This window comes from Rahnella sp. ATs2, from assembly GCF_051851855.1.
Lineage (GTDB): Bacteria > Pseudomonadota > Gammaproteobacteria > Enterobacterales > Enterobacteriaceae > Rahnella > Rahnella variigena.
Genome location: NZ_JBLYPL010000039.1, coordinates 1 through 25,367 on the forward strand (window position 1 = coordinate 1; position 25,367 = coordinate 25,367).

Genomic DNA, 25,367 nt, shown 5'->3' on the forward strand with positions numbered 1-25,367 from the left:
AGTGCTGGTTCTGCGGATCGTGCAGTTGGAAACAGCTGAAGAACTGATGGCCACCGAGTTCCGCGAACTACTGGAAGCCAATTTCACCGACGTTGAAGTCGAAACATTCATTGGTGAGTTCAAAGCCTGATAGCGCGGCCTTAAATGCCCTGAGCCACTGGGGCATTTAGTGATTCGTTATTACTGAAAATTAATTGCCACAACCGGCAAGGGCTTCGATCAACCCAAAAACAGTGTGCAGCATATTTCTCTCTTAATGTGTGGAGTAATTTTATGACCTGGTTAACCACCTTTTCCGGCCAGCATCTGGATTTCTCAAATCCTAATGTGCTCGCCTTCAATATCGGCGATATCGCGCAAGGACTATCCCACGAATGCCGCTTTGCCGGACAGATTGCCGAATTCTACAGCGTGGCTCAGCACTCTGTTCTGTGCAGCATGATTGTTGAGCCGCAATACCAGCGCGAAGCCCTATTGCATGATGCCACTGAGGCGTACATGAAGGACATCCCCGCCCCGCTGAAACGCATGCTGCCGGACTATGCCCGCGTCGAGCGCCAGATTGATTCCCTGATCCGCGAGAAGTACGAACTGCCTCGGGAGATGAGCGCCATCGTCAAAACAGCTGATCTGATCATGCTGGCGACCGAACGCCGGGATCTGGAAGTCGATGCAGATAATTTCTGGCCGATTCTGGAAGGCATCATGCCGACCGACATTCTTATCACACCTCTCAACCCAGTACAGGCCAGAGCTTTGTTTATGCGCCGCTGGGAAGAGCTGATGTTTTGATCCGGGGGAAATCATGGGAAAAGTCACTTTCGTTATTGATTTTGAAGATGGGAAAGAACCAGTGGTAGGTGCCAGCACCGGAATTCTCGGTGGCCAGCTGGTAGCAGTGGCATGGCGGGACCTGATTAATGATCAAGCTGTATCCGTTGACGTTGAGTTGCCATCAGCAAATGACGAGGTGCTTCTATTTGATGCCAACGGCGAAGGCTGGGTGATCGGCTGGCGTTCTATGTGGATGGCTATGGGGCAGAGAGAAACCGGTGAATGGGAGTGGTCGTTTCAACTGGATGGCCTGAAGCATGAAGATGTGCGGATCACGCACTGGGCTTCAATTCCAGTCGAACCAGCGCCAGCAGGAGAGCAGTCATGATTGAAAAAACTGAAGCCGGAGAAATTATTATTGGGGCAATCAATGACCCGAGACTCGCTCCCGGATTGTATCGCTCACGAAACGGCAGCACTCAGCAGTTTGGTGAGCGCATAGTTCGCGGCGGGAAGGTTATTCAGGAGTGCGATTTCTCACTGACTCCGCCCGCGAAGCACCTTTATGCGTTGGAAATTGCTGGTGTTTGGTTGTGGGTTAATGGCTGCGGTCACTGCAATAGCAACGGCGAGAAAATGTCTTACCAGGTTTGTGAAGAACATGACCGTTGCCAATGCTGCAATAAAAAAAGAGTTGATTGCATTGGCATTCCACCGCGCAACGAATATGACAATGGCGGTGGCATATGGGGAACTCGTGACGATAGTGGTGTTTGGGGTTGGACTTGTCATCCATGCCATGAGAGGCAAGAGGCTTTAAGTCGAGAAGCAGCGTTGACTCGTATCGTTCCTGATGAAGATTTCAATGAGAGTGATTATGAGTACGAGGACGAAGCCAGATGCCCATATTGCGACGCAGAGATTTGCACTGAGGAATCATATGACGCAGATGGCGAAAAGCTGGAGTGTGATGAGTGTGGTAATGCATTCACTCTAACCGCCAATCATAGCGTCACATGGTCAACATCACGCATCTCAAAGGTGAAGGAGCAACCTCATGACTGATACGGCCAGCAAGCCAATCCTCGATATGTGCTGCGGCTCCCGGATGTTCTGGCTCGATAAACAGGATGAGCGCGCTGTATTCAGCGACGTGCGCAGCGAAGAACACACGCTGTGTGACGGTCGCCAACTGGTGATCAGCCCGGACGTGATTGCCGACTTCCGCCAGTTGCCATTCGCCGATAACAGTTTCTCCCAGGTTGTATTCGACCCGCCGCACCTCGAGCGGGCCGGAGAAAAAGGCTGGATGCGGAAGAAGTACGGTGCTCTGGACAAAGCAACATGGCGTGAAGACATCGCCGCCGGATTCCGCGAAGCGTTCAGAGTGTTGCGGCCACACGGCACATTGGTTTTCAAGTGGAACGAAACGCAGATCCCTGTTGCTCAAGTCATCGCACTAACCGACCAGAAGCCAACAATCTGGCAGCGCACCGGCAAAGGCGACAAAACTCACTGGATCCTGTTTTTGAAGGAGGCAGTATGACTGATACAACAGATACAGCAGCACTATCGAGAGAAATTGTTGAAAGGCTGATGGATTGCGGCGCAGCAGATAACGAACCGGTACGCGCTGCATATGCGTTTGTTTATAAAATATTGAGCGCGCAGCAAGCAAGGCTCGAAGCAGAACGCCAGCGGGCTGCCGGTTCAGAGGAAGAACTGCACAAGGCATTACATCGCGAGAAAGCAGCGGAGCGTAAATTGCTGGCGGCTCAGGAGGAAATCGTAGCACTGAAATCCAAGCTGACTAATCCGGTGGTGCTGCCAGCCGGTTACTCAGCCCGCGCCGGGCATCCATTCCACGAAGGTGAGCGGAACGTCATGATCCCAAATAAACACGGTGACTGGCTTTCCCGTTTCCAGGTTGAACATGCGATTCACGTAGCTGGTTTCCATTTTACGATTACGGGGGAGTGATGAAACAATATTACAGCCATAAAAGTTTAGGGAAAGCGCCATTAATCAGGGTTCGCGCGTCATATGTGCGTCAATGGTTTTGGAAGCCGCACACAGTAAGAATCGCCAATGCCAGAGAGTTTTACTGGCTGGGCCTTAATATCATGATCCGCCGTCCGTGGCTTTTAAGTTCTGCTCGTGCGTTACATCCAGAATTGTTTAATAAGGTAAAACCATGATCGCTTTAATCGGAACAATTCTTGTTTGGGCATTGATTATTCTGGCTGGTATTGGTGGCGTTATATGCGCCTTTGTCGGTTTTATGGTGCTTATTAACCTATCTGGCGAGTCGAGATAACTACATGAAAAATATAACGTACGATCGATTAAAAGATTTCGAGCGCGACCCGTCAAGCAATTTCCTCACTCGCAGCGAAATGATGGAAGCCGTCAAAGAACTAATCGCCTTACGTGAGCTGAAACCGGAAATTAGCTGGCCTGTTGCTCAGAAGGTTCGAGCTGCACTCGACCGCGCAGCATGTCCTGATGCGTTCATGCGCATTGCGGTCGAAGCTTGCACTGAGGCGCTGAAAGGCGATCAGGTGCCGGTGGCGATCGAACTCATACCGGAAGGTATGAAATATTCGTCAGCTCTCCCTGAGTTTGTCGGGGACAGCAATGAGATTTCTTCTTATCGCTGCTGGATTCATGGCAACACTCGAAAGGTGGCAACGCAGGAACAGGCGTATGCAGACGCAAAAGCCGTTTGTGAGCTACTCACCGCCCCGCAAAAGCCGGTCGTAGTGCTGACTGATTGCGACATCGGCGCTGTCTCGCACATGGCTCACTGGTACTCAGAAGAACAATGTGAAGCATGGGTGGCGGGCGTCGAGCATGCCAAAAAGCAGATCGTGGCCGCTGGCTGCATCGTCCAGACCGGTGATACCGATAAGGAGGATGATCATCAGTCCTCAGCGCCAGCAGTTCTTCATGATGTGCTGACTGCCGTCTCTATCGGAGGCAGTCGGACGGAACTGATCGATGCACTCACGGCCATTAAGCCTAAGTTCGGCGCGCCTGGTTCCCGTGATGTTGATGTCCGGGCCGCGCATCTGGCCATCGATAAGGCAATCGAAAAACTTTCAAATCTTTAAGCCTGTGTGCAGCCGGCTATAACTTAAACGTGTGGAGTGATTTATGACGAGAACATTAACGTTAGATGCATGGGCTCAGGATGAATTCTCGGATCCAATACCAAGCAGGCCAACCCTGATGAAGTATGCAAAGAGCGGCATGATATCTCCACCACCCTTCAAAGCTGGGCGGTGCTGGCGTGTCGAAGCGTCAGCGCGCTTTATTGGCATGACCGATAAGCCCATAGTCAAGAAGGATGATAATCCACGTTTAAAAAGGATTCTCGAAGATGGCTCGTCCACGTAAATACAACGTGAATATTCCCGGTCTCTCCTGCTATACCGACGCCAGAACCAAAAAGGTTTACTGGCGTTATAAGCACCCAGTCACCGGAAAGTTTCACGGCTTAGGCGATAGTGAGGAGGAAGCACGGCAAATAGCGATAGATGCCAATACCCGGCTGGCCGAACAGAAAATGAAGCACATGTTCACTATTCGGGAAAAAATCAGCACGAAACTGGGCATGTCGATCACGGTCAGCACGTGGTTGGATAAATACATAAAAATTCAGGACGAGCGGCTGAAGAGTGGCGAAATTAAACTGAACACCTACAAGCAGAAATCAGCCCCGGTTGAGGCGTTCCGGCGGGAATGTGGTGCGATGGAATTGCAGTCTATCGGGGCAAAAGATATTGCGACAATAATCGAACAATACAAAGAACGCGGCCAGCGGCGTATGGCTCAGGTTGTACGCATGGTACTGGTCGATGTCTACAAAGAAGCGCAGCACGCTGGCGAAGTTGAACCAGGTTACAACCCTGCACAAGCCACCAGAAAACCAATAAATAAAGTGCAGCGCGAACGCTTTGATATTGAGGAATGGCGCGTAATTTTCAAAGCCGCTGAGAGTGCGCAAAACTACGTCCAGAATTCCATGCTTCTGGCTGTGGTGACCGGCCAGCGTCTGGGGGACATATCGCGCATGAAGTTTTCCGACATATGGGACGACCATTTGCACATTGAACAGGAGAAAACCGGTATGAAGCTGGCGATCCCCCTTTCGTTACGTTGCGATGAACTTGATACCTCGCTTCGGGATGTAATCACCCGGTGCCGCGACATGATAGTCAGCCCCTATATTTTGCACATCCATCATACGACGGGGAAAGCAAAAAGAGGCGGTCAAGTTTCCAGCGCTTCCATCACCGCTTCGTTTTCACATGTCAGGGATCGCAGCGGCTTAAAATGGACAGAGGGAACGCCGCCATCTTTTCATGAACAACGCTCATTATCGGAACGGTTATATCGTGCCCAGGGCATCGACACACAGAAATTATTGGGCCATAAAAACCAGATGATGACCGACAGATATAACGACGATCGCGGGAAAGATTGGGTAGTTTTAGCTATTTAAAACAGTGCATTTTTTATTCAATTTTGCAGAAGAGTTTTGCAGGGGTTTTGCAGAAGAATTTTTGGAGGGATGAAAAACAAAGGGGGCGCGATGCCCCCGATATCTACTTCAACAATATCGCAATTACATATTTGCGATCATGTCGTCGGCAAACTCGCTACATTTCCGCAGCTTAGCGCCTTCCATCAGGCGTTCGAAATCGTAAGTCACAGTTTTGTTGGCGATAGCGCCTTCCATGCCTTTGACGATCAGGTCTGCGGCTTCGAACCATTCCATATGACGCAGCATCATTTCTGCGGACAGGATGATTGAACCCGGGTTCACTTTGTCCTGACCGGCATATTTCGGTGCAGTACCGTGCGTCGCTTCGAACAGCGCGCAATCAGAACCGATGTTTGCGCCAGGTGCGATACCGATGCCGCCAACCTGCGCCGCCAGGGCGTCGGAGATGTAGTCACCGTTCAGGTTCATACAAGCGATGACGTCGTATTCAGCAGGACGCAGCAGGATTTGTTGCAGGAACGCATCCGCGATCACGTCTTTAATGATGATGACTTTGCCGTTGTTCGGGTTCTTGATTTTCACCCACGGGCCGCCGTCGATCAGCTCACCGCCGAACTCTTCGCGCGCCAGCTGGTAGCCCCAATCTTTGAAGGCACCTTCGGTGAACTTCATGATGTTGCCTTTATGAACCAGAGTCAGTGAATCACGATCGTTGGTGATAGTGTATTCAATCGCAGCGCGAACCAGACGTTTGGTGCCTTCTTCGGAGCAAGGTTTGATACCGATACCACAATCTTGTGGGAAACGGATTTTCTTCACGCCCATTTCGTCTTGCAGGAACTTGATCACTTTATCTGCTTCAGCAGAACCGGCTTTCCACTCGATACCCGCATAAATATCTTCGGAGTTTTCACGGAAGATAACCATGTCGGTGTCTTCAGGACGTTTAACCGGGCTTGGAGTGCCGGTGTAATAACGAACCGGACGCAGACAGATATACAGGTCGAGTTGCTGGCGAAGTGCCACGTTCAGGGAGCGAATGCCGCCGCCAACCGGAGTTGTCAGTGGGCCTTTGATAGCAACACGGTAATCACGGATAAGGTCCAGAGTTTCTTCTGGCAGCCACACGTCCTTGCCGTACAGTTCTACGGATTTCTCGCCGGTGTAGATTTCCATCCAGGAGATTTTACGCTCGCCTTTATAGGCTTTCTGAACAGCCGCATCAACGACTTTGATCATGGCAGGCGTTACGTCAACACCGATGCCATCACCTTCGATAAATGGGATAACAGGATTATTAGGAATGACCAGTTTACCCTGAGCGTCTACTGTAATCTTTTTACCTTCAGCCGGAACAATTACTTTGCTTTCCATTAACCTCTCCTTCGAGCGCATTTTTGTTAAAAATTTGTAAGATGCCGGACGATATTACTCGAATATTTCTCGCTAGCCAATCCGAAACATTTTTCAAGTATAATGCGCTAATTCTCTCCAACTTCAATGCCTATGAACCCGCTATCTTTTAAAAATCACAACGTTAAACGTTTCAGCAAAAGGCCTGCCAAAGAACAATCTGCCCCAAAAGGGCCGGGAAAGGTGATTCTTTTCAATAAACCGTTTGATGTACTGCCACAATTCACTGATGAGGCCGGTCGGGCAACGCTTAAAGATTACATTTCTTTAACAGACGTTTATGCCGCAGGTCGTCTGGATCGCGACAGCGAAGGTTTACTGGTGCTGACCAACGATGGCAAACTGCAGGCTGCGCTGACTCAGCCGGGCAAACGTACCGGCAAAGTTTATTATGTTCAGGTCGAGGGCGAACCCGATGACGCCGCAGTAAAATCATTGCGCGAGGGCATCACACTGAAAGACGGGCCGACATTGCCTGCGGGTGCGGAGATTGTCGATGAGCCGGAATGGCTTTGGGCGCGAAATCCGCCAATCCGCGAGCGCAAATCTATCCCGACGGCGTGGCTGAAAATCACGTTATACGAGGGAAGAAACCGTCAGGTACGCCGCATGACGGCCCATGTGGGATTCCCGACGCTGCGCCTGATCCGCTTCAGTATGGGCGAATTCACCCTCGGCGACTTACAACCCGGCCAATGGAAGGAAATTCCGCATGTTTAAACCGCACGTTACTGTCGCCTGCATCGTTCAGGCACAGGGAAAGTTTCTGGTTGTCGAAGAAACCATTCACGGCAAAGTCACCTGGAATCAGCCTGCCGGTCATCTCGAAGCCGATGAAACCTTGGTCAGTGCAGCAAAACGTGAGCTGTATGAAGAAACAGGGATCCGTGCGGAGCCACAATTTTTCCTGGGTTTGCACCAATGGCAGGCACCAGACGCCACGCCGTTTCTACGTTTCGCCTTTGTGATTGACCTGCCAGAAATGCTGGAAACCGCACCGCAGGATGCTGATATTGACCGTTGCCGCTGGGTGACTGCCGAGGAAATTATCGGTTCTGCGCAACTGCGCTCGCCGCTGGTGGCGGAAAGCATTCGCTGTTATCAGCAATCACCGCGTTATCCTCTGGAAATTCTGCACAATTTCAATCTGCCGGAATAACCCTCCCCTTCCGGTTGTTGCTACGCGGTTAATCAGCGATGCAGCAACCGGCCTGACGTGATAAAATTTTGCGCTTCACGATGTAGCTCGCGTGAAATCTTAGTAAAGCAGTTCCTCTCTGTTCGGTTTCTGTGGTGTTCGGTTTTTTGTGATGTTTTGGATGCGCGCGGCCTTCATCCTCGTGCGACAAGCATCAGAATAAACACCGTCAGTACCGGGCAATTAATTCATGTGTTTCGGGACTATTATGTCTGACAACAGCCAGAAAAAAGTGATCGTCGGTATGTCCGGCGGTGTCGATTCCTCTGTCTCTGCGTACCTTCTGCAACAGCAGGGTTATCAGGTTGAGGGCCTCTTCATGAAAAATTGGGAAGAGGATGACGACGAAGAATACTGCACAGCAGCCACTGACCTTGCGGATGCGCAAGCCGTTTGTGACAAGCTGGGTATTGAACTGCACACCGTGAATTTCGCGGCGGAATACTGGGACAATGTGTTCGAATTATTCCTTGAGGAATATAAAGCCGGACGCACACCAAATCCGGATATCCTGTGCAATAAAGAAATTAAATTCAAAGCCTTCCTGGAATTTGCAGCTGAAGATCTGGGCGCGGATTATATCGCGACCGGTCACTACGTCCGCCGCCAGGATATCGACGGTGTCAGCCATTTGCTGCGCGGCGTTGATGGCAACAAAGATCAGAGCTATTTCCTCTACACGCTCGGTCACGAGCAGGTCGCACAAAGCCTGTTCCCGGTCGGTGAGCTGGAAAAACCTGAAGTTCGTCGTATCGCCGAAGAACTGGATTTAATCACTGCGAAGAAAAAAGACTCTACCGGCATTTGCTTTATCGGTGAGCGTAAATTCCGTGACTTCCTTGGCCGCTATTTACCGGCACAACCGGGCGTGATTAAAAGCGTGGACGGTCAGGTGATGGGACAACATCAGGGGCTGATGTATCACACACTCGGCCAGCGTAAAGGTCTGGGCATCGGCGGCCAGAAAGACGGCAGCGAAGAGCCGTGGTACACGGTGGAAAAGGATGTGGAGAACAACATTCTTTACGTCGCACAAGGACATGAGCATCCGCGCCTGATGAACATTGGTCTGATTGCCCAACAACTGCATTGGGTCGATCGCAAAACGCTGACCGCCCCGCTGACGTGCACCGTGAAAACCCGTTACCGTCAGGAAGATATTCCGTGCGTGGTGACTCCGCTCAGTGAAGACCGCATCGAAGTGCGTTTCGATACACCGGTTGCGGCGGTCACACCGGGTCAGTCTGCAGTATTTTATCAGGGTGAAATCTGTCTGGGAGGCGGGATCATTGAACAGCGCCTGCCGCTTCAGGCCTGATACGCGGTAAATATATCGTTGAATACGGGACGCTTTCGGGCGTCCCGCTTTATTTCTGTCCGACTGTGATGCCCTGTACTGATTCCGAACTGTGTTTAGAGGCAGTTTTATGGCATGATCTGTCGCCATGAATTTGGGCTATTTCATTGTCACTGCGTCTCATCGTTTCAAAACGCTTACAGGAGTAAACGTGGCTAAAAATTATTACGACATTACGCTGGCTTTGGCGGGGATCTGTCAGGCAGCACGCCTGGTTCAGCAACTGGCACACGAAGGCCAATGCTCGCAGGAAGAAATGTCAGTGTCACTGCGCAGCCTGCTGGAGATGAATCCGGCGTCAACGCTGGCGGTTTACGGTAATAATGAAGCCAATTTGAAGATGGGACTGGAGACGCTGCTGGGTGTGCTGAATGCCAACCGTCAGGGGCCGGGCGCTGAGTTAACGCGTTACGCATTAAGCCTGATGGTGCTTGAACGCAAGCTGTACGCCAATAAAGCCGCCATGAATCAGCTCGGTGAACGTATCGATCAGCTTGACCGCCAGCTGGCGCATTTTGAGCTGGAATCTGAAACGATGATCAGCTCCCTGGCCTCGATTTATGTCGATGTGGTCAGCCCGGCCGGTCCGCGCATTCAGGTCACAGGTTCACCGGCCATTTTACAAAACCCGCAGGTTCAGGCAAAAGTCCGCGCCATCTTACTGGCCGGTATCCGCTCTGCGGTGCTGTGGCACCAGGTCGGCGGTGGCCGCCTGCAACTGATGTTTTCCCGTAATCGCTTGTTTGAACAGGCGAAGAATATTCTCGCTCATTGTTAATAAGATCCCAGGAGTTGCTACCGATGGAATTATCCTCACTGACCGCCGTTTCCCCCGTTGATGGACGCTACGGTGATAAAGTCAGCGCGCTGCGTACTATTTTCAGCGAATTTGGCCTGCTGAAATTCCGTGTGCAGGTTGAAGTACGTTGGCTGCAAAAACTGGCAGCCTGTGCAGAAATCAAGGAAGTTCCTGCTTTTGATGCCGACGCAAACGCTTTCCTCGACCAGATTGTGGCCAATTTTGATGTTAATGACGCTCAGCGCATTAAAGACATCGAAAAAACCACCAACCATGACGTCAAAGCGGTTGAGTATTTCCTGAAAGAAAAAGTGGCGGCCATCCCTGCCCTGCACGCAGTGTCTGAATTCATTCACTTCGCCTGCACCTCCGAAGACATCAATAACCTTTCCCACGCGCTGATGCTGCAAACCGCACGTCAGGACGTTGTACTGCCTTACTGGAAGCAGATTATTGATGCCGTGAAAGATCTGGCGCACAAGTACCGCGATATACCGCTGCTGTCCCGTACTCACGGTCAGCCGGCGACGCCATCCACTATCGGTAAAGAGCTGGCTAACGTCGCTTACCGTATGGATCGCCAGTTTAAGCAGCTGCAAAACGTCGAAATCCTCGGCAAAATCAACGGCGCAGTGGGCAACTACAACGCTCACATCGTGGCGTACCCTGAAGTGAACTGGCACCAGTTCAGTGAAGAATTCGTGACGTCTCTAGGCATCACCTGGAACCCGTACACCACGCAGATCGAGCCGCATGACTACATCGCCGAACTGTTTGACTGTGTGGCGCGTTTTAACACTATCCTGATCGACTTTGACCGCGACATCTGGGGTTACATTGCCCTGAACCACTTCAAACAGCGCACTATCGCGGGCGAGATCGGTTCATCCACCATGCCGCACAAAGTCAACCCGATCGACTTCGAGAACTCCGAAGGCAACCTGGGTCTGTCCAACGCCGTATTGCAACATCTTGCCAGCAAACTGCCAGTTTCCCGCTGGCAGCGTGACCTGACCGACTCCACCGTGCTGCGTAACCTCGGCGTGGGTCTGGGCTATGCGCTGATCGCGTATCAGGCAACCATGAAAGGCGTCAGCAAGCTGGAAGTCAACGAAGCCAATCTGGCCAACGAACTGGATCACAACTGGGAAGTGCTGGCTGAGCCAATCCAGACCGTGATGCGCCGTTACGGTATCGAAAAGCCTTACGAGAAGCTGAAAGAGCTGACCCGCGGCAAACGTGTTGATGCGGCGGGTATGCAGGCGTTTATCGATTCTCTGGAGTTACCGGAAGAAGAGAAAGTCCGCCTGAAAGCCATGACTCCGGGCAACTACATCGGTCGCGCCACCACCATGGTTGATGAACTGAAGTAAGTTTTTGGGGTGTAGATCATGAGGCGGCCTGCGGGTCGCCTTTTTTATGCGCTTTCTGCCAAAAGCCGTTTATAATTCGTTTAGGTTCTGTTGAGGTTTAAGCACATCCGCGTTGACCTCAGGTTGATTAAAATGTTTCTGAATCAATTACAATTGCACTCAGAATATGTAAACCCTTTTGCGTGCTGTCAGGATAAGGAATCACCATGCGAATTTTAGTCATTGAAGATAATGCACTGCTCCGTCATCACCTTTCAGTTCAGTTGCGGGAAATGGGTCATCAGGTGGATGCGGCGGAAGATGCCAAAGAAGCCGACTATTTTTTGCATGAACATGCGCCGGACATAGCGATTGTCGATCTCGGTTTGCCGGGCGAAGATGGGTTGAGCCTGATCCGCCGCTGGCGCAGCCATCAGACCAATCTGCCCATTCTGGTGCTGACCGCCCGTGAAAGCTGGCAGGATAAAGTCGCTGTGCTGGAAGCCGGTGCCGACGATTACGTTACGAAGCCTTTCCATCTGGAAGAAGTGCTGGCGCGTATGCAGGCACTGATGCGCCGTAACAGCGGCCTCGCCTCTCAGGTCATTACACTTCAACCTTTCCAGATTGATTTGTCCCGCCGCGAGCTCACCGTTAACGAACAACCGATTAAACTGACGGCGTTCGAATATACGATTATCGAGACGCTGATCCGCAACGCCGGGAAAGTCGTCAGCAAAGACTCCCTGATGCTTCAGCTTTATCCCGATGCCGAACTGCGCGAAAGCCATACCGTGGATGTACTGATGGGACGGTTGCGTAAAAAATTACAGGCTGAACATCCGGTTGATGTGATCACGACCGTTCGCGGTCAGGGTTATCGTTTCGACATCCGCCCGTAAGGGTATGTTTCTCACCACGAAAGGACGCGCCATGAAAGGACGCACCAGGAAACCCTTCTCCCTTCGCGTCCGTTTTATGATGGCGACCGCGGCAGTTGTTCTCGCGCTGTCGCTGGCCTACGGGCTGGTGGCGGTCGTCGGATATATGGTGAGTTTCGATAAAACCGCCTACCGTTTGCTACGCGGCGAAAGTAATCTCTTTTTCAGCCTGGCTCAGTGGCGCGACAACAAGCTGAGCATCAACGTTCCCCCTGATCTCGACCTCAATACGCCGACGCTGGTGTTTATTTACGACGCCAACGGAAAATTGCTGTGGGCTGAGCGCCGCATTCCCGAGCTGGAAGCACATATCGATAAAGCGTGGATGAATAAACCGGGCTTCTACGAGCTGGATACCGACACGCAAATCAGCAGCGAAGTGCTGGGCAATAACCCAAAAGCACAGGATAAGCTGAAGGATTACGACGAAACCGACGCCAACGCGATGACCCACTCCATTGCGGTCAACACCTATAACGCGACGGCGCGCCTGCCGACACTTAACATTGTTGTGGTGGATACCATACCGCAGGAATTGCAACGTTCAGATCTGGTGTGGGAATGGTTCAGTTATGTTCTGCTGGCAAACCTACTGTTAGTCGTACCGCTGTTATGGCTGGCCGCGTACTGGAGTCTGCGCCCAATCAAAGAGGTCATCCATCAGGTCGCCCAGCTGGAATCTCATGAACGGGAATTGCTGGATGAAAACCCGCCCCGTGAGCTGCGCGGGCTGGTGCGTAACCTGAATATTTTGCTGCACGGCGAACGTGGCCGCTATGATCGTTATCGCACTACGCTGGCGGATCTGACGCACAGCCTGAAAACCCCGCTGGCGGTTTTGCAATCCACCCTGCGCGCTCTGCGTAATGGCAAGCAGATGACCATCGAAGAAGCGGAGCCAGTGATGCTTGAACAAATCAGCCGCATTTCACAGCAAATTGGTTACTACCTGCATCGCGCCACATTACGCTCTGAACAGAACCTGTTGATCCGCGAAGTGCATTCCGTGCCGGCGATCCTTGACGGATTATGCTCAGCGCTGAACAAAGTGTATCAGCGCAAAGGCGTAGTGATCACCGTCGATATTTCGCCGGAAATCACCTTTGTCGGTGAGAAGAATGATTTCATGGAAGTCATGGGTAATGTGATTGATAACGCCTGCAAGTACTGTCTGGAATTTGTCGAAATCAGCGCGGTACATACCGAACATGAACTGGTGATTTTGATTGAAGATGATGGTCCGGGGATCCCCGAGAGCAAGCGTGAGGTGATTTTCCAGCGCGGTCAGCGTGCGGATACATTGCGCCCCGGACAGGGTCTGGGACTTTCACTGGCCAACGACATTATCGAGCAATACGACGGCAAAATTATCATCAGCGACAGCCCGCTGGGCGGCGCGAGTATGCGTGTCTGTTTCGGCCTGCAACAAGGCATCGAACTGGAGTAATGTTTACCCGACCATTTTGCCAGCATATTTCGGTGCAATCTTAACCATAGTTCGAAATTTGCTGGCAATTGCCCAACTCAGCCGCAACACCTTCCGTTATAATCATTTACAGACAGTCCTCTTCTTTATCCACCCTCCTTTTAATGCAAGGGAAATACTATGGATTACCAACTCGACCTAGACTGGAATGATTTCCTGCAGCGTTACTGGCAAAAACGTCCTGTCGTGCTAAAACGCGGCTTTAAAAATTTTGTGGATCCTATCTCGCCTGACGAACTGGCAGGACTGGCGATGGAAAATGAGGTGGACAGCCGTCTGGTGAGCAATCGCGACGGCAAATGGAATGTCAGCCACGGGCCGTTTGAAAGTTACGATCATCTGGGCGAAACCGGCTGGTCGGTGCTGGTTCAGGCAGTCGATCACTGGCACGAACCGTCTTCACATCTGATGACACCGTTCCGCCATATCCCGGACTGGCGCATGGATGACCTGATGATTTCCTTCTCGGTTCCGGGCGGCGGTGTGGGTCCGCATCTGGATCAGTACGACGTCTTTATTATTCAGGGAACCGGCCGCCGTCGCTGGCGTGTGGGCGAAAAAGTCGCCATGAAACAACACTGCCCGCATCCGGATTTGCTGCAGGTTGAACCGTTCGATGCGATTATTGATGAAGAGCTGGAGCCGGGCGATATCGTTTATATTCCGCCAGGTTTCCCGCACGACGGCTATTCGCTGGAGAACTCACTTAACTATTCAGTCGGTTTCCGTGCGCCAAATGCTCGCGAAATGGTCAGTGGTTTCGCAGATTACGTGCTTTCGCGCGAACTCGGCAGTCACCGTTACAACGATCCGGAACTGATTGAACGTGAAAATCCCGCCGAAGTGCAACCGGCTGAGCTGGATAAGCTGCGCGGCATGATGCTGGATCTGATCAGTAATCCGGCGCATTTCAACAGCTGGTTTGGCGAATTCATTTCCCAGTCGCGTCATGAGCTGGATCTGGCACCGCCGGAACCGCCTTATCAGGCAGGTGAAATTTATGAACTGCTGGAATCCGGTGAAACGCTGGAACGTCTGGGCGGTCTGCGCGTGCTGCGTGTGGGCGATACCTGTTACGTCAACGGTGAAGCGATGACCACGGAACATATCGGCGCAGTGGATGCCATTGCCCGTCACAAAACCGTGACCAAAGAAATGCTGGGTGATGCGCTGGACGATCCTTCATTCCTTGCGCTGCTGTCAGCGCTGGTGAACAGCGGTTACTGGTACTTTAACGACTAATATTAAGAACTATTTAATCTTATTATTAATACAGAATGCTCCGGCATTCTGTATTAATTAAAAAACTTAATATTTTAGTTATTAATGGCTGACCCGCAACTAATAGTAAATTGATATTAGTCAACATCTCTCTCAACCCTTATAATCAGGAAAGATATTTCATTACCAACAATTGGTTATCAAAGGTCAGGCATGCTCTTCACAAAGTTGTTTACAAAAAAAAATGAGTTAACTAAATCCCATACTGTTGCCAGTTACCCTCTCCCGAAATCAGAAGTAAAAAAAACTGAGCTTTACATAAGCCGAAATCTCTCAGCTGAAATAACGCGAAGATTATACGATACAATTAATAAGAATATAGATCGAGATATCCGCAGGTTTGGTAAGTCTGCCATGAATTCGAGTATGCTGGCCGACCTCTCCCGAATGAATTATTATATTGATAATAAAAAAATATCCATTCCGGGTAATGAGACTCAATCTAAAATTAATTTTTCCACTCAGATCATTGAACCCAAAAATCAATGGATTCAGGAACATATTGGTTCGCTGTCTTCTTTCCTGCATCAGGGTATTTTTCCTGATTTTTTTGGCGCTGTGGATAACTGGAAGGCCAGTGATGGCAGCAAGTGCGAGATCGCTATGGTTTCTCTGGATAGAAATAGAACCGATACACGCTTTTATATCTCTAGCACCGGCATGATTAAGTTAATTTCTCAGGCGAATATTTCAAACATTATACTCAGAAATAATGACATTATCATGGTGGATAAAAAACGTAGCCAGTTTAACTTACAGCTCTCGTTCCGGGCAGTAGCCATGCCAGAAAAATGTTTAATCACTACACAAGGTAATGCCGCGGACGGCTGCCGGATGGCACTGCACGGAATGGAGCTTCTGAAATAAACAACGCAATGCTGTCGGCCTTTTACAGCCCGATGAAGTTATCTAAGCCGCAGCAATCCTCTGAAAGGATTAGGGTTCAGAGATTTGGTATGCATACTTATTTTCACGGATACCAAATAAAGATATATTTAGACAGGTTAGCTGTTATAACCAGAGTAAAGGAGTAACACGAGGATAATAAAGAATAATCTAACCAGCCTTATATTGTTAAAGGTTATAACTCAAAGGCTGACCAGGATTTATTTAGATCTTTCCGCCGTCAGTTCCGCAATACGCATAATCACGGAGACCGCTTTTTCCATTCCTTCGAGCGTCACAAATTCGTGTTTGCCGTGGAAGTTATAGCCGCCGGTGAAGATATTCGGGCATGGCAAACCACGGAACGAAAGTTGCGCGCCATCAGTACCGCCGCGGATAGGCTTCATGATTGGCTCGATATCGCAATCTTTCATCGCCTGCTGCGCCAGCGCAATAATGTGCGGATGCTGTGCCACTTTGTCGCGCATGTTGTAGTAGTGATCGTCCAGCGTCACTTCGATATAGCAATCGCGATGCAGCCCTTTGCCGACCAGATGCGCGACATCAATAATTTTTTGTTTACGGGCTTCAAACTGCGTTTTGTCGAAATCACGAATGATGTAATGCATTTCCGCGCGCTCAACGTTGCCCTTGATGGTCGTCAGATGGTAGAAACCTTCGTAACCTTCTGTATGCTCGGGCGTTTCATCCGCAGGAAGCTCGTTGTGAAAACGTGTTGCCAGTGACAACGCATTCACCATCACCCCTTTAGCGCTGCCCGGATGCACGTTATTACCGACAATTTTAATCGTGGCCGACGCGGCGTTGAAGTTCTCAAACTCCAGCTCCCCCACTCCACCACCGTCGACGGTGTAGGCCCACTGCGCGCCGAATGCAGGAATATCAAAACTCTGCGCGCCTTTGCCGATTTCTTCGTCTGGCGTGAAGGCGATACGCACCGGCCCGTGCGGAATATTGCTGTTCTTCAGACGCACCATCGCGGTAATAATTTCTGCGATACCGGATTTATCATCAGACCCGAGCAAGGTTTTGCCGTCGGTGGTAATGATCGTGTGGCCGAGAAGCTGATGTAACACGGGGAACATTACCGGTGATAAAATTTCGTCGCCATTTCCCAGTGCAATATCGCCGCCGCGATAATTTTCCACAATTTGCGGATTAACGTGTTTGGCCGTGAAATCAGGCGCGGTATCCAGATGGGAAATGAAACCAATCACCGGTACCTTCCAGGCCACGTTACCCGGCAAGGTTGCCATCACGCAGCCTTTATCGCTGAGAGTGACATCTGAAAATCCCAGTTCTGTCAGTTCATTACGCAGGGCTTGCGCCAGCTTGAGTTGCCCGTCGGTGCTGGGCGTGTGTCTGACATTGGGTTTAGATTGGGTATCGAAAGAAACATAATGAAGAAAACGATCAAGCAACTTATTCATTTGGGTATCCTCTGGCGGCTGGCTTTTATTATGCGCAGCATGAAAACCGTGAATATTGCGTCAGGTCAGTTTTCGCCAAGTTTAACGAGATATGTCTGCGGGACAGGCGCAATTTTTCGCTTTACGGCCATTAAGTCGAAAAAAAAGCCCGGTCTACGACCAGGCTTCGTCTTTCTTCGTCAGAAATTTATGCACAAATTCCGGCACGACCTGACTCGCCAGACCGTAATGCTTCATATCAAACTCGCTTTCTACCTGGCTGGGCTCAAGATTCAGTTCAACCGCACAGGCACCGCCAATACGCGCTTCATGAACAAATCCGGCAGCCGGATAAACATGGCCTGACGTGCCAATCGCCACGAAGAAGTCGGCTTTCGCCAATGCGTCGTAAATCTCGTCCATGCCAAATGGCATTTCACCGAACCAGACAATGTGCGGACGCAGCGGTGCGGGGAACTGGCAGCAATGACAGCGGTCGTCGACACTCAGATCGCCAGGCCACTCCAGCACTTGCCCGGACTGCGTGCAGCGTACTTTCAGCAATTCACCGTGCATATGAATCACACGAGAACTCCCGGCGCGCTCGTGCAGATTGTCGATGTTCTGCGTCACCAGCAGGAAGTTATCGCCGAGCGCTTCTTTCAGCGTGGCCAGCGCATAATGCGCGGCATTCGGTTTGAGATCTTCGGCCTGCAACTGGCGGCGGCGTTCATTGTAAAAACGCTGCACCAGTTGCGGATCGCGGCGATAACCTTCCGGCGTCGCCACATCCTCAACACGGTGTTCTTCCCACAAACCGTCTGCGGCGCGGAAGGTACGGATACCGGATTCAGCTGAAATCCCGGCACCGGTCAGCACCACCACAAACGGCTTTTTCAGTGAAGCCGCAGCCATCGAATCACGGTGGAAAATATTCGACCGGAACCGCTGATGGCGAATGCGCTTGTTTTTGCGAAACCGACACAGACGATGACGTGTGCGCATGAAGTGCTCCTTACTCTCTCTGTGTCTGATTAAAACTGCATCAACACTGCATTAATAAAAACATTACTGACCGCCGCTGAGTACGCGGGCAGGATCAATACGGCTTGCGCGACGTGCCGGATACCAGCTCGCCAGCAGGCTCAGGATCAGGGCGGTGACCAGCACGCCCGCAACATCCAGCCAGTGAACTTCAGATGGCAGGAAGTCGATGAAATAAATGTCGCCCGACAGAAACTGATGCCCGGTGAGTTTTTGCAAAAAGTTGACGATGTTGGTCAGCTGGAAAGCCGCAATCACGCCAATCACCACACCCGCCACGCTGCCCACCAGCCCTGCCAGTAAACCGTACCAGATGAAGACCGCGCGGATAAGCCCGTCTTTTGCGCCCAGTGTGCGCAAAATCGCAATATCGCTGCTTTTATCTTTCACTGCCATCACCAGCGTAGACACAATGTTGAAACAGGCTACGCCGATCACCAGCACCATCGCCATATACATGATGGCGCGGACCATCTGGATATCGCGGTACATATAGCCGTATGTGCCGATCCAACTACTAATGTAGACGTAAGCCTGCGTCACTTCACCCGCATCATGGACTAATTTTTGCGCCGCAAAGACATCATTAACTTTAATATCAATGCCGGTCACGCTGCTGCCCATATCCTGATATTGCTGCGCATCGGCCAGCGGCACCATGCCCAGACTGTGATCAAGCTGTCCGCTGAGCTGCAAAATCCCGGCGACCTGCAAACGGATGCGTTTTGGCTGTAACAGTTTCATTTCCGGGTCACTGTTAGGGATCATCACCGTCACCCAGTCGCCCTGCTTCACACCCACGGCATCGGCGACGCCTTTACCGAGGATCAGCTGTTGCTGACCGGCTTTAAAGTTCTGCCATGCATTATTTTGTACAAATTTCGGCGCGGCACTGACACGCGGTTCGCTCTGCGGATCCACACCTTTCAGCTGGATGGCACGCAGTTTGGCACCGTGCTCAATCAGGCCATTGAACTGGATATACGGCGCGGCGGCCACAATGCCCGGCACTTTTTCCACACGATCCAGAACGCCCTGCCAGTTGTTAAACGGCTGATTCACCGGGCGGATTTCACCGTGTGGCACCACCGCCAGTACGCGCTCTTTCAGTTCACGCTCGAACCCGTTCATGGCGCTCAGGCCGACGATCAATACCGCTACACCGAGCGCGATACCTAACGTTGAAATCACCGAAATCAGCGACACCATGCCGCTGCGGCGACGCCCGCGACTAAAGCGCAGGCCAATCAATAATGAAAACGGAATGCCAGACATTACTTCGCTCCCAGCAACATCGATTCCTGCTGCAGCTTGCCGTCACGCATTTCCAGCTGACGCGTCAGACGGTTGGCCAGTTGCAGGTCATGAGTCACCACCAGAAACGCGGTGCCCTGACGCACATTCAGTTCGCCGAGCAGCTCAAAAATGCTGTCTGCGTTGCGCTGGTCGAGGTTACCGGTCGGTTCATCGGCCAGCACCAGCGAAGGGTTATTCACCAGCGCACGGGCAATCGCCACACGCTGACGTTCGCCGCCGGAAAGCTCGGAAGGACGGTGATTGCTGCGGTGTTGCAGCCCAACCGCCTCAAGCATCGCCAGCGCGCGCTCCTGGACTTCGGCAGATTTCTTTTTGCCGATCAGCAGCGGCATTGCCACGTTTTCCAGTGCGGTGAAATCCGGCAGCAAATGGTGGAACTGATAAATGAAGCCCAGCTCGCGGTTACGCAATTCGGATTTCGCCGAGGAAGACATGCTGTTCAGCGACTGACCTTTGAAAATCACTTCACCAGACGTCGGGGAATCCAGGCCGCCCAGCAGATGCAGCAAGGTACTTTTACCGGAACCGGACGTTCCGACAATCGCCATCATCTCACCTGGCTGCATGGCGAAGCTCACGTCACGCAGCACGTCGGTGTGCATCTTGCCTTCCTGATAAGTCTTACAGAGGTTTTCACACTGCAATAATAAAGAATTACTCATAACGTAAAGCCTCTGCGGGATGGGTGGCAGCAGCGCGCCAGGAAGGATAAAGCGTAGATAATAAGGCGATTGCCATGGCGACCAGCGCAATGACAACGACCTGAACCGGTTCAATATCGACCGGCAGCGACGCGCCATCAAGCATCAGCCCAATAGCCGGCATAATGGTATTCAGCTGAGTGGCCAGTACCACGCCGAGCACAGCACCGAGCAACGCGCCTATCACACCGGCACTGGCGCCCTGCACCATAAACAGCGCCATAATCTGGCGGCGGCTTAAGCCCTGCGTTTGCAAAATTGCCACTTCGGCTTGTTTCTCCATCACCAGTAAGCCCAGTGACGTAATAATGTTAAACGCGGCGACGGCGACGATCAGACTCAGCAGCAGCCCCATCATATTTTTTTCCATGCGCACGGCCTGGAACAACTCACCGCGACGTTCGCGCCAGTCTTTCCAGCTGGCTCCGTCCGGCAGCTTTTGCGTACTCAGGCTGTCGACGTCCAGCGGTTTATCGAGGAACAGACGCCAGCCGGTCACGTTGCCTTTCGGATATAGCATCAGACGTGAGGCGTCCTGAATGTTCACCAGCATCTGGTAACCATCCACTTCACTGTTGGCGGAGAACGTGCCGATCACATTGAACAGACGCTGGCTTGGCACACGACCGACCGGCGTAAACTGGCTGACGCTGGTGACCATCAGACGCAGCTGATCACCGCGACGCACTTTGAGTTGCTGCGCCAGCTGATCGCCCAGAATGATGTTGTACTGACCGGGTTGAAGTTCCTGCTGTGCAACCCCAATTAAGTATTTCGCGAGCGGATCATGCTGAGTGGGATCCACACCGAGCATCACGCCCACGGCAACGCTGCCGGGACTTTGCAGCACGACATCACCGGTGGTGAGCGGCACGGCGCGGTTAACACTTTTCAGCGCTGACACCTGATCATGGGTGATTTTCTGTTGATCTAGCGATCCGGCCGGTGTAGTGATTAACGCCTGAGGCATCAGACCCAGAATGTTACCTTCCAGATCTTTCTCAAAACCGTTCATCACAGACAATACGGTTACCAGCGCCATCACCCCAAGGGTGATACCAATGGTGGATAACCAGGAGACAAACCGCCCGAAGCGGTCCGAAGCACGCCCGCGCATGTAGCGCAGACCTATAAATAACGCGACAGGTTGATACATAACATCCGTTTTAAGTGCTTGGCCGCAAATAAGTGCGTGGCGCAGACTAAAGTGATCAAGGATAATAAAGGCTAGCACCGCTTTATGGAACCACTAACCCAAAGTAATCGGTTTAACTTTGTGACTCTGTTGACGCTTTTATACCGTCAACGGGTTGACCCCGATGACACCAGCGAAGCAAGATACGGTCTGCAAATTGGCCTCCGACAGCCGCCAAAACGAGAACTCAAAACAGCCTATGTCTCAAGATTATCGTTATTCGTTGCCTGAACGTCCGGGCGACACCCGCCTGTTAGGCCAGCTTACGGGCTCCGCCTGCGCGCTGGAATGCGCCCAAATCAGTGAACGCCATACCGGCCCCGTGCTGCTGATCGCACCTGATATGCAGAATGCCCTGCGCCTGCGCGATGAAATCCAGCAGTTTACTGAAAACAAAGTCCTGAGCATTTCCGACTGGGAAACCCTGCCTTACGACAGTTTTTCTCCGCATCAGGAAATCATTTCTTCGCGCCTTTCCAGTTTGTATCAGCTTCCGACTATGGAACGCGGCATCATCATTCTGCCGGTGAATACGCTGATGCAGCGCGTCTGCCCGCACGAATTCCTGCACGGTCATGCGCTGGTGATGAAAAAAGGCCAGCAACTTTCCCGCGATAAGCTGCGTGCGCAGCTGGAACAAGCCGGTTACCGCAGCGTCGATCAGGTGATGGAACACGGTGAGTTTGCCACCCGTGGCGCCCTGCTCGATTTGTATCCGATGGGCAGCGAAGAACCTTACCGCATTGATTTCTTTGATGATGAAATCGACAGTCTGCGTATCTTTGACGTGGATACCCAGCGCACGCTGACCGAAGTCGATCATATCAATCTGCTGCCCGCACATGAATTCCCAACCGACAAAAATGCCATCGAACTGTTCCGCAGCCAGTGGCGCGAGAAGTTCGAAGTGCGTCGCGACGCTGAGCATGTGTATCAGCAGGTCAGCAAAGGCACCTTCCCGGCCGGTATCGAATACTGGCAGCCGCTGTTTTTCAGCCAGCCGCTGACCACGCTGTTCAGCTATCTGCCGGAAAATACCCTGCTGCTGAATACCGGCGACCTCGAAGCTGCCGCCGAGCGTTTCTGGCAGGATGCCTGTCAGCGTTACGAAAGCCGCCGCGTCGATCCGATGCGTCCGCTGCTGGAACCGGAAAATCTGTGGTTGCGCGTTGATTCGTTATTTGCCGAACTCAAAGAGTGGCCACGCGTGCAATTGCGCACCGATTCGCTGCCGAAGAAAGCCGCGAACACCAATCTGAGCTACGAAAAGCTGCCAGATTTATCCGTTCAGCCGCAGAATAAAGCGCCGATGGATAACCTGCGTCGCTTCAATGAATCCTTCGCGGGCAGTCTGGTCTTCTCGGTAGAAAGTGAAGGCCGCCGCGAAACGTTGCAGGATTTGCTGGCACGCATCAAGCTGATGCCGACGCTGATTACCCGCATCGAAGAAGCCGATACTGCCGGTCGTTACATCATGATCGGCGCATGTGAACGCGGTTTTCTGGATGCGGATAAACAGCTGGCGCTGATCTGCGAAAGCGACCTGCTTGGTGAACGTGTGGCGCGTCGCCGTCAGGACAGCCGCCGGTCGATTAATACCGATACGCTGATCCGCAACCTCGCTGAACTGCGCCCCGGTCAGCCGGTGGTACACGTCGAGCACGGCGTCGGCCGTTATCTCGGGCTGACCACGCTGGAAACCGGCGGTATTACTGCCGAATACCTGATCCTGACTTACGCCGGTGAAGACAAACTCTATGTGCCGGTGTCATCCCTGCATCTGATCAGCCGCTATGCCGGGGGTGCCGACGAAAGCGCGCCACTGCATAAACTGGGGGGTGAAGCCTGGTCGAAAGCACGGCAGAAAGCCGCAGAGAAAGTACGCGACGTTGCCGCCGAACTGCTGGATATCTATGCCCAGCGCGAAGCCAAAAGTGGTTTCGCCTTTAAGCATGACAAAGAACAGTATCAGCTGTTCTGTCAGGCTTTCCCGTTTGAAACCACGCCGGATCAGGCTCAGGCGATTAATGCGGTACTGACCGACATGACACAACCACTGGCGATGGATCGTCTGGTCTGTGGCGACGTAGGTTTCGGGAAAACCGAAGTGGCGATGCGCGCAGCTTTCCTTGCCGTTTCAAACAACAAACAGGTGGCCGTTCTGGTGCCGACCACGCTGCTGGCACAACAGCACTTCGATAACTTCCGCGACCGTTTCGCCAGCTGGCCGGTACGCATCGAAATGATGTCGCGTTTCCGCAGCGCCAAAGAGCAAAACGTGGTGCTGGAAGATGCCGTTGAAGGCAAAGTCGATATTATTATCGGTACGCACAAACTGCTGCAAAGCGACCTGCGCTGGAAAGATCTCGGTCTGCTGATCGTCGATGAAGAACACCGTTTCGGTGTACGCCATAAAGAACGAATCAAAGCCATGCGTGCCGATGTGGATATCCTGACACTGACCGCAACGCCTATCCCGCGTACGCTGAATATGGCGATGAGCGGTATGCGCGATCTGTCGATTATTGCCACACCGCCCGCACGTCGTATGGCGGTCAAAACCTTCGTGCGCGAGTACGACAGCCTGGTGGTTCGCGAGGCGATACTGCGTGAAATTCTGCGCGGCGGGCAGGTTTATTATCTTTATAACGACGTTGAGAATATCGAAAAAGCCTCGCAGCGTCTGGCCGAACTGGTGCCGGAAGCGCGCATTGCTATCGGGCACGGGCAGATGCGTGAGCGCGACCTTGAGCGCGTGATGAATGATTTCCACCATCAGCGTTTTAACGTGCTGGTGTGTACCACCATCATCGAAACCGGTATCGATATCCCGACGGCAAACACCATCATCATTGAGCGTGCCGATCACTTTGGTCTGGCGCAGCTGCATCAGCTGCGTGGCCGCGTCGGGCGTTCACATCATCAGGCCTATGCCTATCTGCTGACACCACCGCCGAAAGCCATGTCTGTTGATGCGCATAAACGTCTGGAAGCCATCGCCTCGCTGGAAGACCTGGGTGCTGGTTTCGCGCTGGCGACGCATGACCTGGAAATTCGTGGTGCAGGTGAACTGCTCGGTGAAGGCCAGAGCGGTCAGATGACCAGCATCGGTTTCTCGCTGTATATGGAATTGCTGGAAAACGCCGTCGAAGCGCTGAAGGAAGGCCGCGAGCCGTCGCTGGAGGATTTAACCACCAGCCAGACGGAAGTCGAAATGCGCATGCCTGCGCTGCTGCCGGAAGATTTCATCCCTGACGTCAATACCCGCCTGTCATTATACAAACGCATCGCCAGCGCCAAGACCGAAGGTGAACTGGACGAGTTGCGCGTGGAGCTGATCGACCGCTTCGGCACGCTGCCGGACGCTGCGCGCAATCTGTTGCAGATTGCCGTGCTGCGCCTGAAAGCTAAAGAGCTGGGCATCCGGCGTATCGAAGGCAACGAGCGCGGTGGCTTTATCGAATTCGGTGATAAGAACCGTGTCGATCCGGGCTTCCTGATCGGTCTGCTGCAAAAACAGCCGCAGGTGTATCGTCTCGACGGTCCGACCAAGCTGAAGTTTATGTTGGATCTGACTGACCGCCCAAAACGCCTGAAATTTGTCGGTGACATGCTGAGTGAGTTTACAGAACATCTGATCTGAGTCTGACGAAGCAAAAGAAAAGCCCGGTGAACTCATCATTC

Annotated in this window: 26 protein-coding genes; 20 read left to right on the plus strand and 6 right to left on the minus strand. The window is 52.2% G+C overall.

The annotated features are described in order from the left end of the window. The first annotated feature begins 273 nt into the window (after positions 1–273). From ACJY2G_RS24820 to ACJY2G_RS24865, 10 genes are read left to right on the plus strand one after another with little or no spacing between them, the layout of a single operon-like run. Complete coding sequence (locus tag ACJY2G_RS24820) at positions 274–792, plus strand: HD family hydrolase (protein WP_439292308.1); 519 nt, start codon at positions 274–276, stop codon at positions 790–792. A 13-nt stretch (positions 793–805) separates the two neighbouring features. Further along, a complete protein-coding gene (locus ACJY2G_RS24825) occupies positions 806–1,162 on the plus strand; it encodes a DUF551 domain-containing protein (RefSeq protein WP_439292309.1) in 357 nt (118 codons plus the stop codon). After that, positions 1,159–1,839: a hypothetical protein gene (locus ACJY2G_RS24830; RefSeq protein ID WP_439292310.1), complete on the plus strand. Its 681-nt coding sequence runs from the start codon at positions 1,159–1,161 to the stop codon at positions 1,837–1,839. The genes ACJY2G_RS24825 and ACJY2G_RS24830 overlap by 4 nt, the downstream gene beginning before the upstream one ends. Then, positions 1,832–2,320, plus strand: a complete 489-nt coding sequence (locus tag ACJY2G_RS24835; RefSeq protein WP_439292311.1) for a class I SAM-dependent methyltransferase — start codon at positions 1,832–1,834, stop codon at positions 2,318–2,320. The genes ACJY2G_RS24830 and ACJY2G_RS24835 overlap by 8 nt, the downstream gene beginning before the upstream one ends. Continuing rightward, positions 2,317–2,754 (plus strand): hypothetical protein, encoded by a 438-nt coding sequence (locus ACJY2G_RS24840; protein ID WP_439292312.1) that lies wholly within the window; start codon positions 2,317–2,319, stop codon positions 2,752–2,754. The genes ACJY2G_RS24835 and ACJY2G_RS24840 overlap by 4 nt, the downstream gene beginning before the upstream one ends. After that, on the plus strand, positions 2,754–2,972 hold the full coding sequence (locus tag ACJY2G_RS24845; RefSeq protein ID WP_439292313.1) for a hypothetical protein: 219 nt from the start codon (positions 2,754–2,756) through the stop codon (positions 2,970–2,972). The genes ACJY2G_RS24840 and ACJY2G_RS24845 overlap by 1 nt, the downstream gene beginning before the upstream one ends. Beyond that, a complete protein-coding gene (locus tag ACJY2G_RS24850) occupies positions 2,969–3,091 on the plus strand; it encodes a hypothetical protein (RefSeq protein ID WP_439292314.1) in 123 nt (40 codons plus the stop codon). Before ACJY2G_RS24845 ends, ACJY2G_RS24850 begins: the two co-directional genes overlap by 4 nt. Positions 3,092–3,095: 4 nt before the next feature. Next, positions 3,096–3,887, plus strand: coding sequence for a hypothetical protein (locus ACJY2G_RS24855; protein WP_439292315.1), 792 nt, complete (start codon positions 3,096–3,098; stop codon positions 3,885–3,887). 43 nt (positions 3,888–3,930) lie between these two features. Further along, positions 3,931–4,173 carry an excisionase gene (locus ACJY2G_RS24860; RefSeq protein WP_235173134.1) on the plus strand — a complete coding sequence of 81 codons (243 nt, stop codon included), beginning with the start codon at positions 3,931–3,933 and terminating at the stop codon, positions 4,171–4,173. Beyond that, positions 4,157–5,281, plus strand: a complete 1,125-nt coding sequence (locus ACJY2G_RS24865) for a phage integrase Arm DNA-binding domain-containing protein (RefSeq protein ID WP_346636632.1) — start codon at positions 4,157–4,159, stop codon at positions 5,279–5,281. Before ACJY2G_RS24860 ends, ACJY2G_RS24865 begins: the two co-directional genes overlap by 17 nt. Before the next feature lie 123 nt (positions 5,282–5,404). On the opposite strand, the gene icd is transcribed toward ACJY2G_RS24865, so the two are convergent. Beyond that, positions 5,405–6,658 (minus strand): NADP-dependent isocitrate dehydrogenase, encoded by a 1,254-nt coding sequence (gene icd / locus ACJY2G_RS24870; protein WP_439292316.1) that lies wholly within the window; start codon positions 6,656–6,658, stop codon positions 5,405–5,407. 132 nt (positions 6,659–6,790) lie between these two features. Between icd and rluE the strand changes: the two genes are divergently transcribed. From rluE to ACJY2G_RS24915, 9 genes are all read left to right on the plus strand, one after another. Then, a complete protein-coding gene (rluE, locus tag ACJY2G_RS24875) occupies positions 6,791–7,417 on the plus strand; it encodes a 23S rRNA pseudouridine(2457) synthase RluE (protein WP_129638505.1) in 627 nt (208 codons plus the stop codon). Then, entirely contained in the window at positions 7,410–7,856 is a 447-nt protein-coding gene (locus tag ACJY2G_RS24880; RefSeq protein ID WP_112291088.1) for an NUDIX hydrolase, read from the plus strand. The genes rluE and ACJY2G_RS24880 overlap by 8 nt, the downstream gene beginning before the upstream one ends. Positions 7,857–8,103: 247 nt before the next feature. Continuing rightward, positions 8,104–9,213 carry a tRNA 2-thiouridine(34) synthase MnmA gene (gene mnmA, locus ACJY2G_RS24885; protein WP_430319079.1) on the plus strand — a complete coding sequence of 370 codons (1,110 nt, stop codon included), beginning with the start codon at positions 8,104–8,106 and terminating at the stop codon, positions 9,211–9,213. A 190-nt stretch (positions 9,214–9,403) separates the two neighbouring features. Beyond that, complete coding sequence (hflD, locus tag ACJY2G_RS24890) at positions 9,404–10,030, plus strand: high frequency lysogenization protein HflD (RefSeq protein ID WP_112291091.1); 627 nt, start codon at positions 9,404–9,406, stop codon at positions 10,028–10,030. A 23-nt stretch (positions 10,031–10,053) separates the two neighbouring features. Continuing rightward, a complete protein-coding gene (gene purB, locus ACJY2G_RS24895) occupies positions 10,054–11,424 on the plus strand; it encodes an adenylosuccinate lyase (RefSeq protein WP_120160658.1) in 1,371 nt (456 codons plus the stop codon). Between the two features lie 206 nt (positions 11,425–11,630). Further along, a complete protein-coding gene (gene phoP, locus ACJY2G_RS24900; RefSeq protein WP_095921366.1) occupies positions 11,631–12,305 on the plus strand; it encodes a two-component system response regulator PhoP in 675 nt (224 codons plus the stop codon). Between the two features lie 31 nt (positions 12,306–12,336). Further along, entirely contained in the window at positions 12,337–13,791 is a 1,455-nt protein-coding gene (gene phoQ / locus ACJY2G_RS24905) for a two-component system sensor histidine kinase PhoQ (RefSeq protein WP_120160656.1), read from the plus strand. 159 nt (positions 13,792–13,950) lie between these two features. Continuing rightward, complete coding sequence (locus tag ACJY2G_RS24910) at positions 13,951–15,072, plus strand: JmjC domain-containing protein (RefSeq protein WP_430319078.1); 1,122 nt, start codon at positions 13,951–13,953, stop codon at positions 15,070–15,072. Positions 15,073–15,477: 405 nt separating this feature from the next. Further along, positions 15,478–15,978, plus strand: a complete 501-nt coding sequence (locus ACJY2G_RS24915) for a hypothetical protein (RefSeq protein ID WP_430319077.1) — start codon at positions 15,478–15,480, stop codon at positions 15,976–15,978. Positions 15,979–16,217: 239 nt separating this feature from the next. Here ACJY2G_RS24915 and pepT read toward each other — a convergent pair whose 3' ends face one another. The 5 genes from pepT to lolC all read right to left on the minus strand — a co-directional run bounded on the left by pepT (position 16,218) and on the right by lolC (position 21,644). After that, positions 16,218–17,447 carry a peptidase T gene (gene pepT / locus ACJY2G_RS24920; RefSeq protein WP_430319076.1) on the minus strand — a complete coding sequence of 410 codons (1,230 nt, stop codon included), beginning with the start codon at positions 17,445–17,447 and terminating at the stop codon, positions 16,218–16,220. A 153-nt stretch (positions 17,448–17,600) separates the two neighbouring features. Then, on the minus strand, positions 17,601–18,431 hold the full coding sequence (cobB, locus tag ACJY2G_RS24925) for a Sir2 family NAD+-dependent deacetylase (protein ID WP_439292317.1): 831 nt from the start codon (positions 18,429–18,431) through the stop codon (positions 17,601–17,603). Positions 18,432–18,494: 63 nt separating this feature from the next. Continuing rightward, the gene (gene lolE, locus ACJY2G_RS24930; RefSeq protein ID WP_112291102.1) at positions 18,495–19,745 is read right to left on the minus strand and encodes a lipoprotein-releasing ABC transporter permease subunit LolE; all 1,251 of its coding nucleotides are present in this window, start codon (positions 19,743–19,745) and stop codon (positions 18,495–18,497) included. Then, on the minus strand, positions 19,745–20,449 hold the full coding sequence (gene lolD / locus ACJY2G_RS24935) for a lipoprotein-releasing ABC transporter ATP-binding protein LolD (protein WP_112291103.1): 705 nt from the start codon (positions 20,447–20,449) through the stop codon (positions 19,745–19,747). Before lolD ends, lolE begins: the two co-directional genes overlap by 1 nt. Then, positions 20,442–21,644 (minus strand): lipoprotein-releasing ABC transporter permease subunit LolC, encoded by a 1,203-nt coding sequence (lolC, locus tag ACJY2G_RS24940; RefSeq protein ID WP_430319074.1) that lies wholly within the window; start codon positions 21,642–21,644, stop codon positions 20,442–20,444. Before lolC ends, lolD begins: the two co-directional genes overlap by 8 nt. A 238-nt stretch (positions 21,645–21,882) precedes the next feature. Here lolC and mfd point away from each other — a divergent pair, with 238 nt between their 5' ends. Continuing rightward, on the plus strand, positions 21,883–25,326 hold the full coding sequence (gene mfd, locus ACJY2G_RS24945) for a transcription-repair coupling factor (protein ID WP_129638496.1): 3,444 nt from the start codon (positions 21,883–21,885) through the stop codon (positions 25,324–25,326). Positions 25,327–25,367 lie beyond the last annotated feature (41 nt).

Excerpts from the sequence above, each read along its gene's own strand:
- ACJY2G_RS24820 (WP_439292308.1), top strand. The coding sequence starts at position 274 with ATGACCTGGTTAACCACCTTTTCCGGCCAGCATCTGGATTTCTCAAAT.
- ACJY2G_RS24825 (WP_439292309.1), top strand. The coding sequence starts at position 806 with ATGGGAAAAGTCACTTTCGTTATTGATTTTGAAGATGGGAAAGAACCA.
- ACJY2G_RS24830 (WP_439292310.1), top strand. The coding sequence starts at position 1,159 with ATGATTGAAAAAACTGAAGCCGGAGAAATTATTATTGGGGCAATCAAT.
- ACJY2G_RS24835 (WP_439292311.1), top strand. The coding sequence starts at position 1,832 with ATGACTGATACGGCCAGCAAGCCAATCCTCGATATGTGCTGCGGCTCC.
- ACJY2G_RS24840 (WP_439292312.1), top strand. The coding sequence starts at position 2,317 with ATGACTGATACAACAGATACAGCAGCACTATCGAGAGAAATTGTTGAA.
- ACJY2G_RS24845 (WP_439292313.1), top strand. The coding sequence starts at position 2,754 with ATGAAACAATATTACAGCCATAAAAGTTTAGGGAAAGCGCCATTAATC.
- ACJY2G_RS24850 (WP_439292314.1), top strand. The coding sequence starts at position 2,969 with ATGATCGCTTTAATCGGAACAATTCTTGTTTGGGCATTGATTATTCTG.
- ACJY2G_RS24855 (WP_439292315.1), top strand. The coding sequence starts at position 3,096 with ATGAAAAATATAACGTACGATCGATTAAAAGATTTCGAGCGCGACCCG.
- ACJY2G_RS24860 (WP_235173134.1), top strand. The coding sequence starts at position 3,931 with ATGACGAGAACATTAACGTTAGATGCATGGGCTCAGGATGAATTCTCG.
- ACJY2G_RS24865 (WP_346636632.1), top strand. The coding sequence starts at position 4,157 with ATGGCTCGTCCACGTAAATACAACGTGAATATTCCCGGTCTCTCCTGC.
- icd (WP_439292316.1), bottom strand. The coding sequence starts at position 6,658 with ATGGAAAGCAAAGTAATTGTTCCGGCTGAAGGTAAAAAGATTACAGTA.
- rluE (WP_129638505.1), top strand. The coding sequence starts at position 6,791 with ATGAACCCGCTATCTTTTAAAAATCACAACGTTAAACGTTTCAGCAAA.
- ACJY2G_RS24880 (WP_112291088.1), top strand. The coding sequence starts at position 7,410 with ATGTTTAAACCGCACGTTACTGTCGCCTGCATCGTTCAGGCACAGGGA.
- mnmA (WP_430319079.1), top strand. The coding sequence starts at position 8,104 with ATGTCTGACAACAGCCAGAAAAAAGTGATCGTCGGTATGTCCGGCGGT.
- purB (WP_120160658.1), top strand. The coding sequence starts at position 10,054 with ATGGAATTATCCTCACTGACCGCCGTTTCCCCCGTTGATGGACGCTAC.
- phoP (WP_095921366.1), top strand. The coding sequence starts at position 11,631 with ATGCGAATTTTAGTCATTGAAGATAATGCACTGCTCCGTCATCACCTT.
- phoQ (WP_120160656.1), top strand. The coding sequence starts at position 12,337 with ATGAAAGGACGCACCAGGAAACCCTTCTCCCTTCGCGTCCGTTTTATG.
- ACJY2G_RS24910 (WP_430319078.1), top strand. The coding sequence starts at position 13,951 with ATGGATTACCAACTCGACCTAGACTGGAATGATTTCCTGCAGCGTTAC.
- ACJY2G_RS24915 (WP_430319077.1), top strand. The coding sequence starts at position 15,478 with ATGCTGGCCGACCTCTCCCGAATGAATTATTATATTGATAATAAAAAA.
- pepT (WP_430319076.1), bottom strand. The coding sequence starts at position 17,447 with ATGAATAAGTTGCTTGATCGTTTTCTTCATTATGTTTCTTTCGATACC.
- cobB (WP_439292317.1), bottom strand. The coding sequence starts at position 18,431 with ATGCGCACACGTCATCGTCTGTGTCGGTTTCGCAAAAACAAGCGCATT.
- lolE (WP_112291102.1), bottom strand. The coding sequence starts at position 19,745 with ATGTCTGGCATTCCGTTTTCATTATTGATTGGCCTGCGCTTTAGTCGC.
- lolD (WP_112291103.1), bottom strand. The coding sequence starts at position 20,449 with ATGAGTAATTCTTTATTATTGCAGTGTGAAAACCTCTGTAAGACTTAT.
- lolC (WP_430319074.1), bottom strand. The coding sequence starts at position 21,644 with ATGTATCAACCTGTCGCGTTATTTATAGGTCTGCGCTACATGCGCGGG.
- mfd (WP_129638496.1), top strand. The coding sequence starts at position 21,883 with ATGTCTCAAGATTATCGTTATTCGTTGCCTGAACGTCCGGGCGACACC.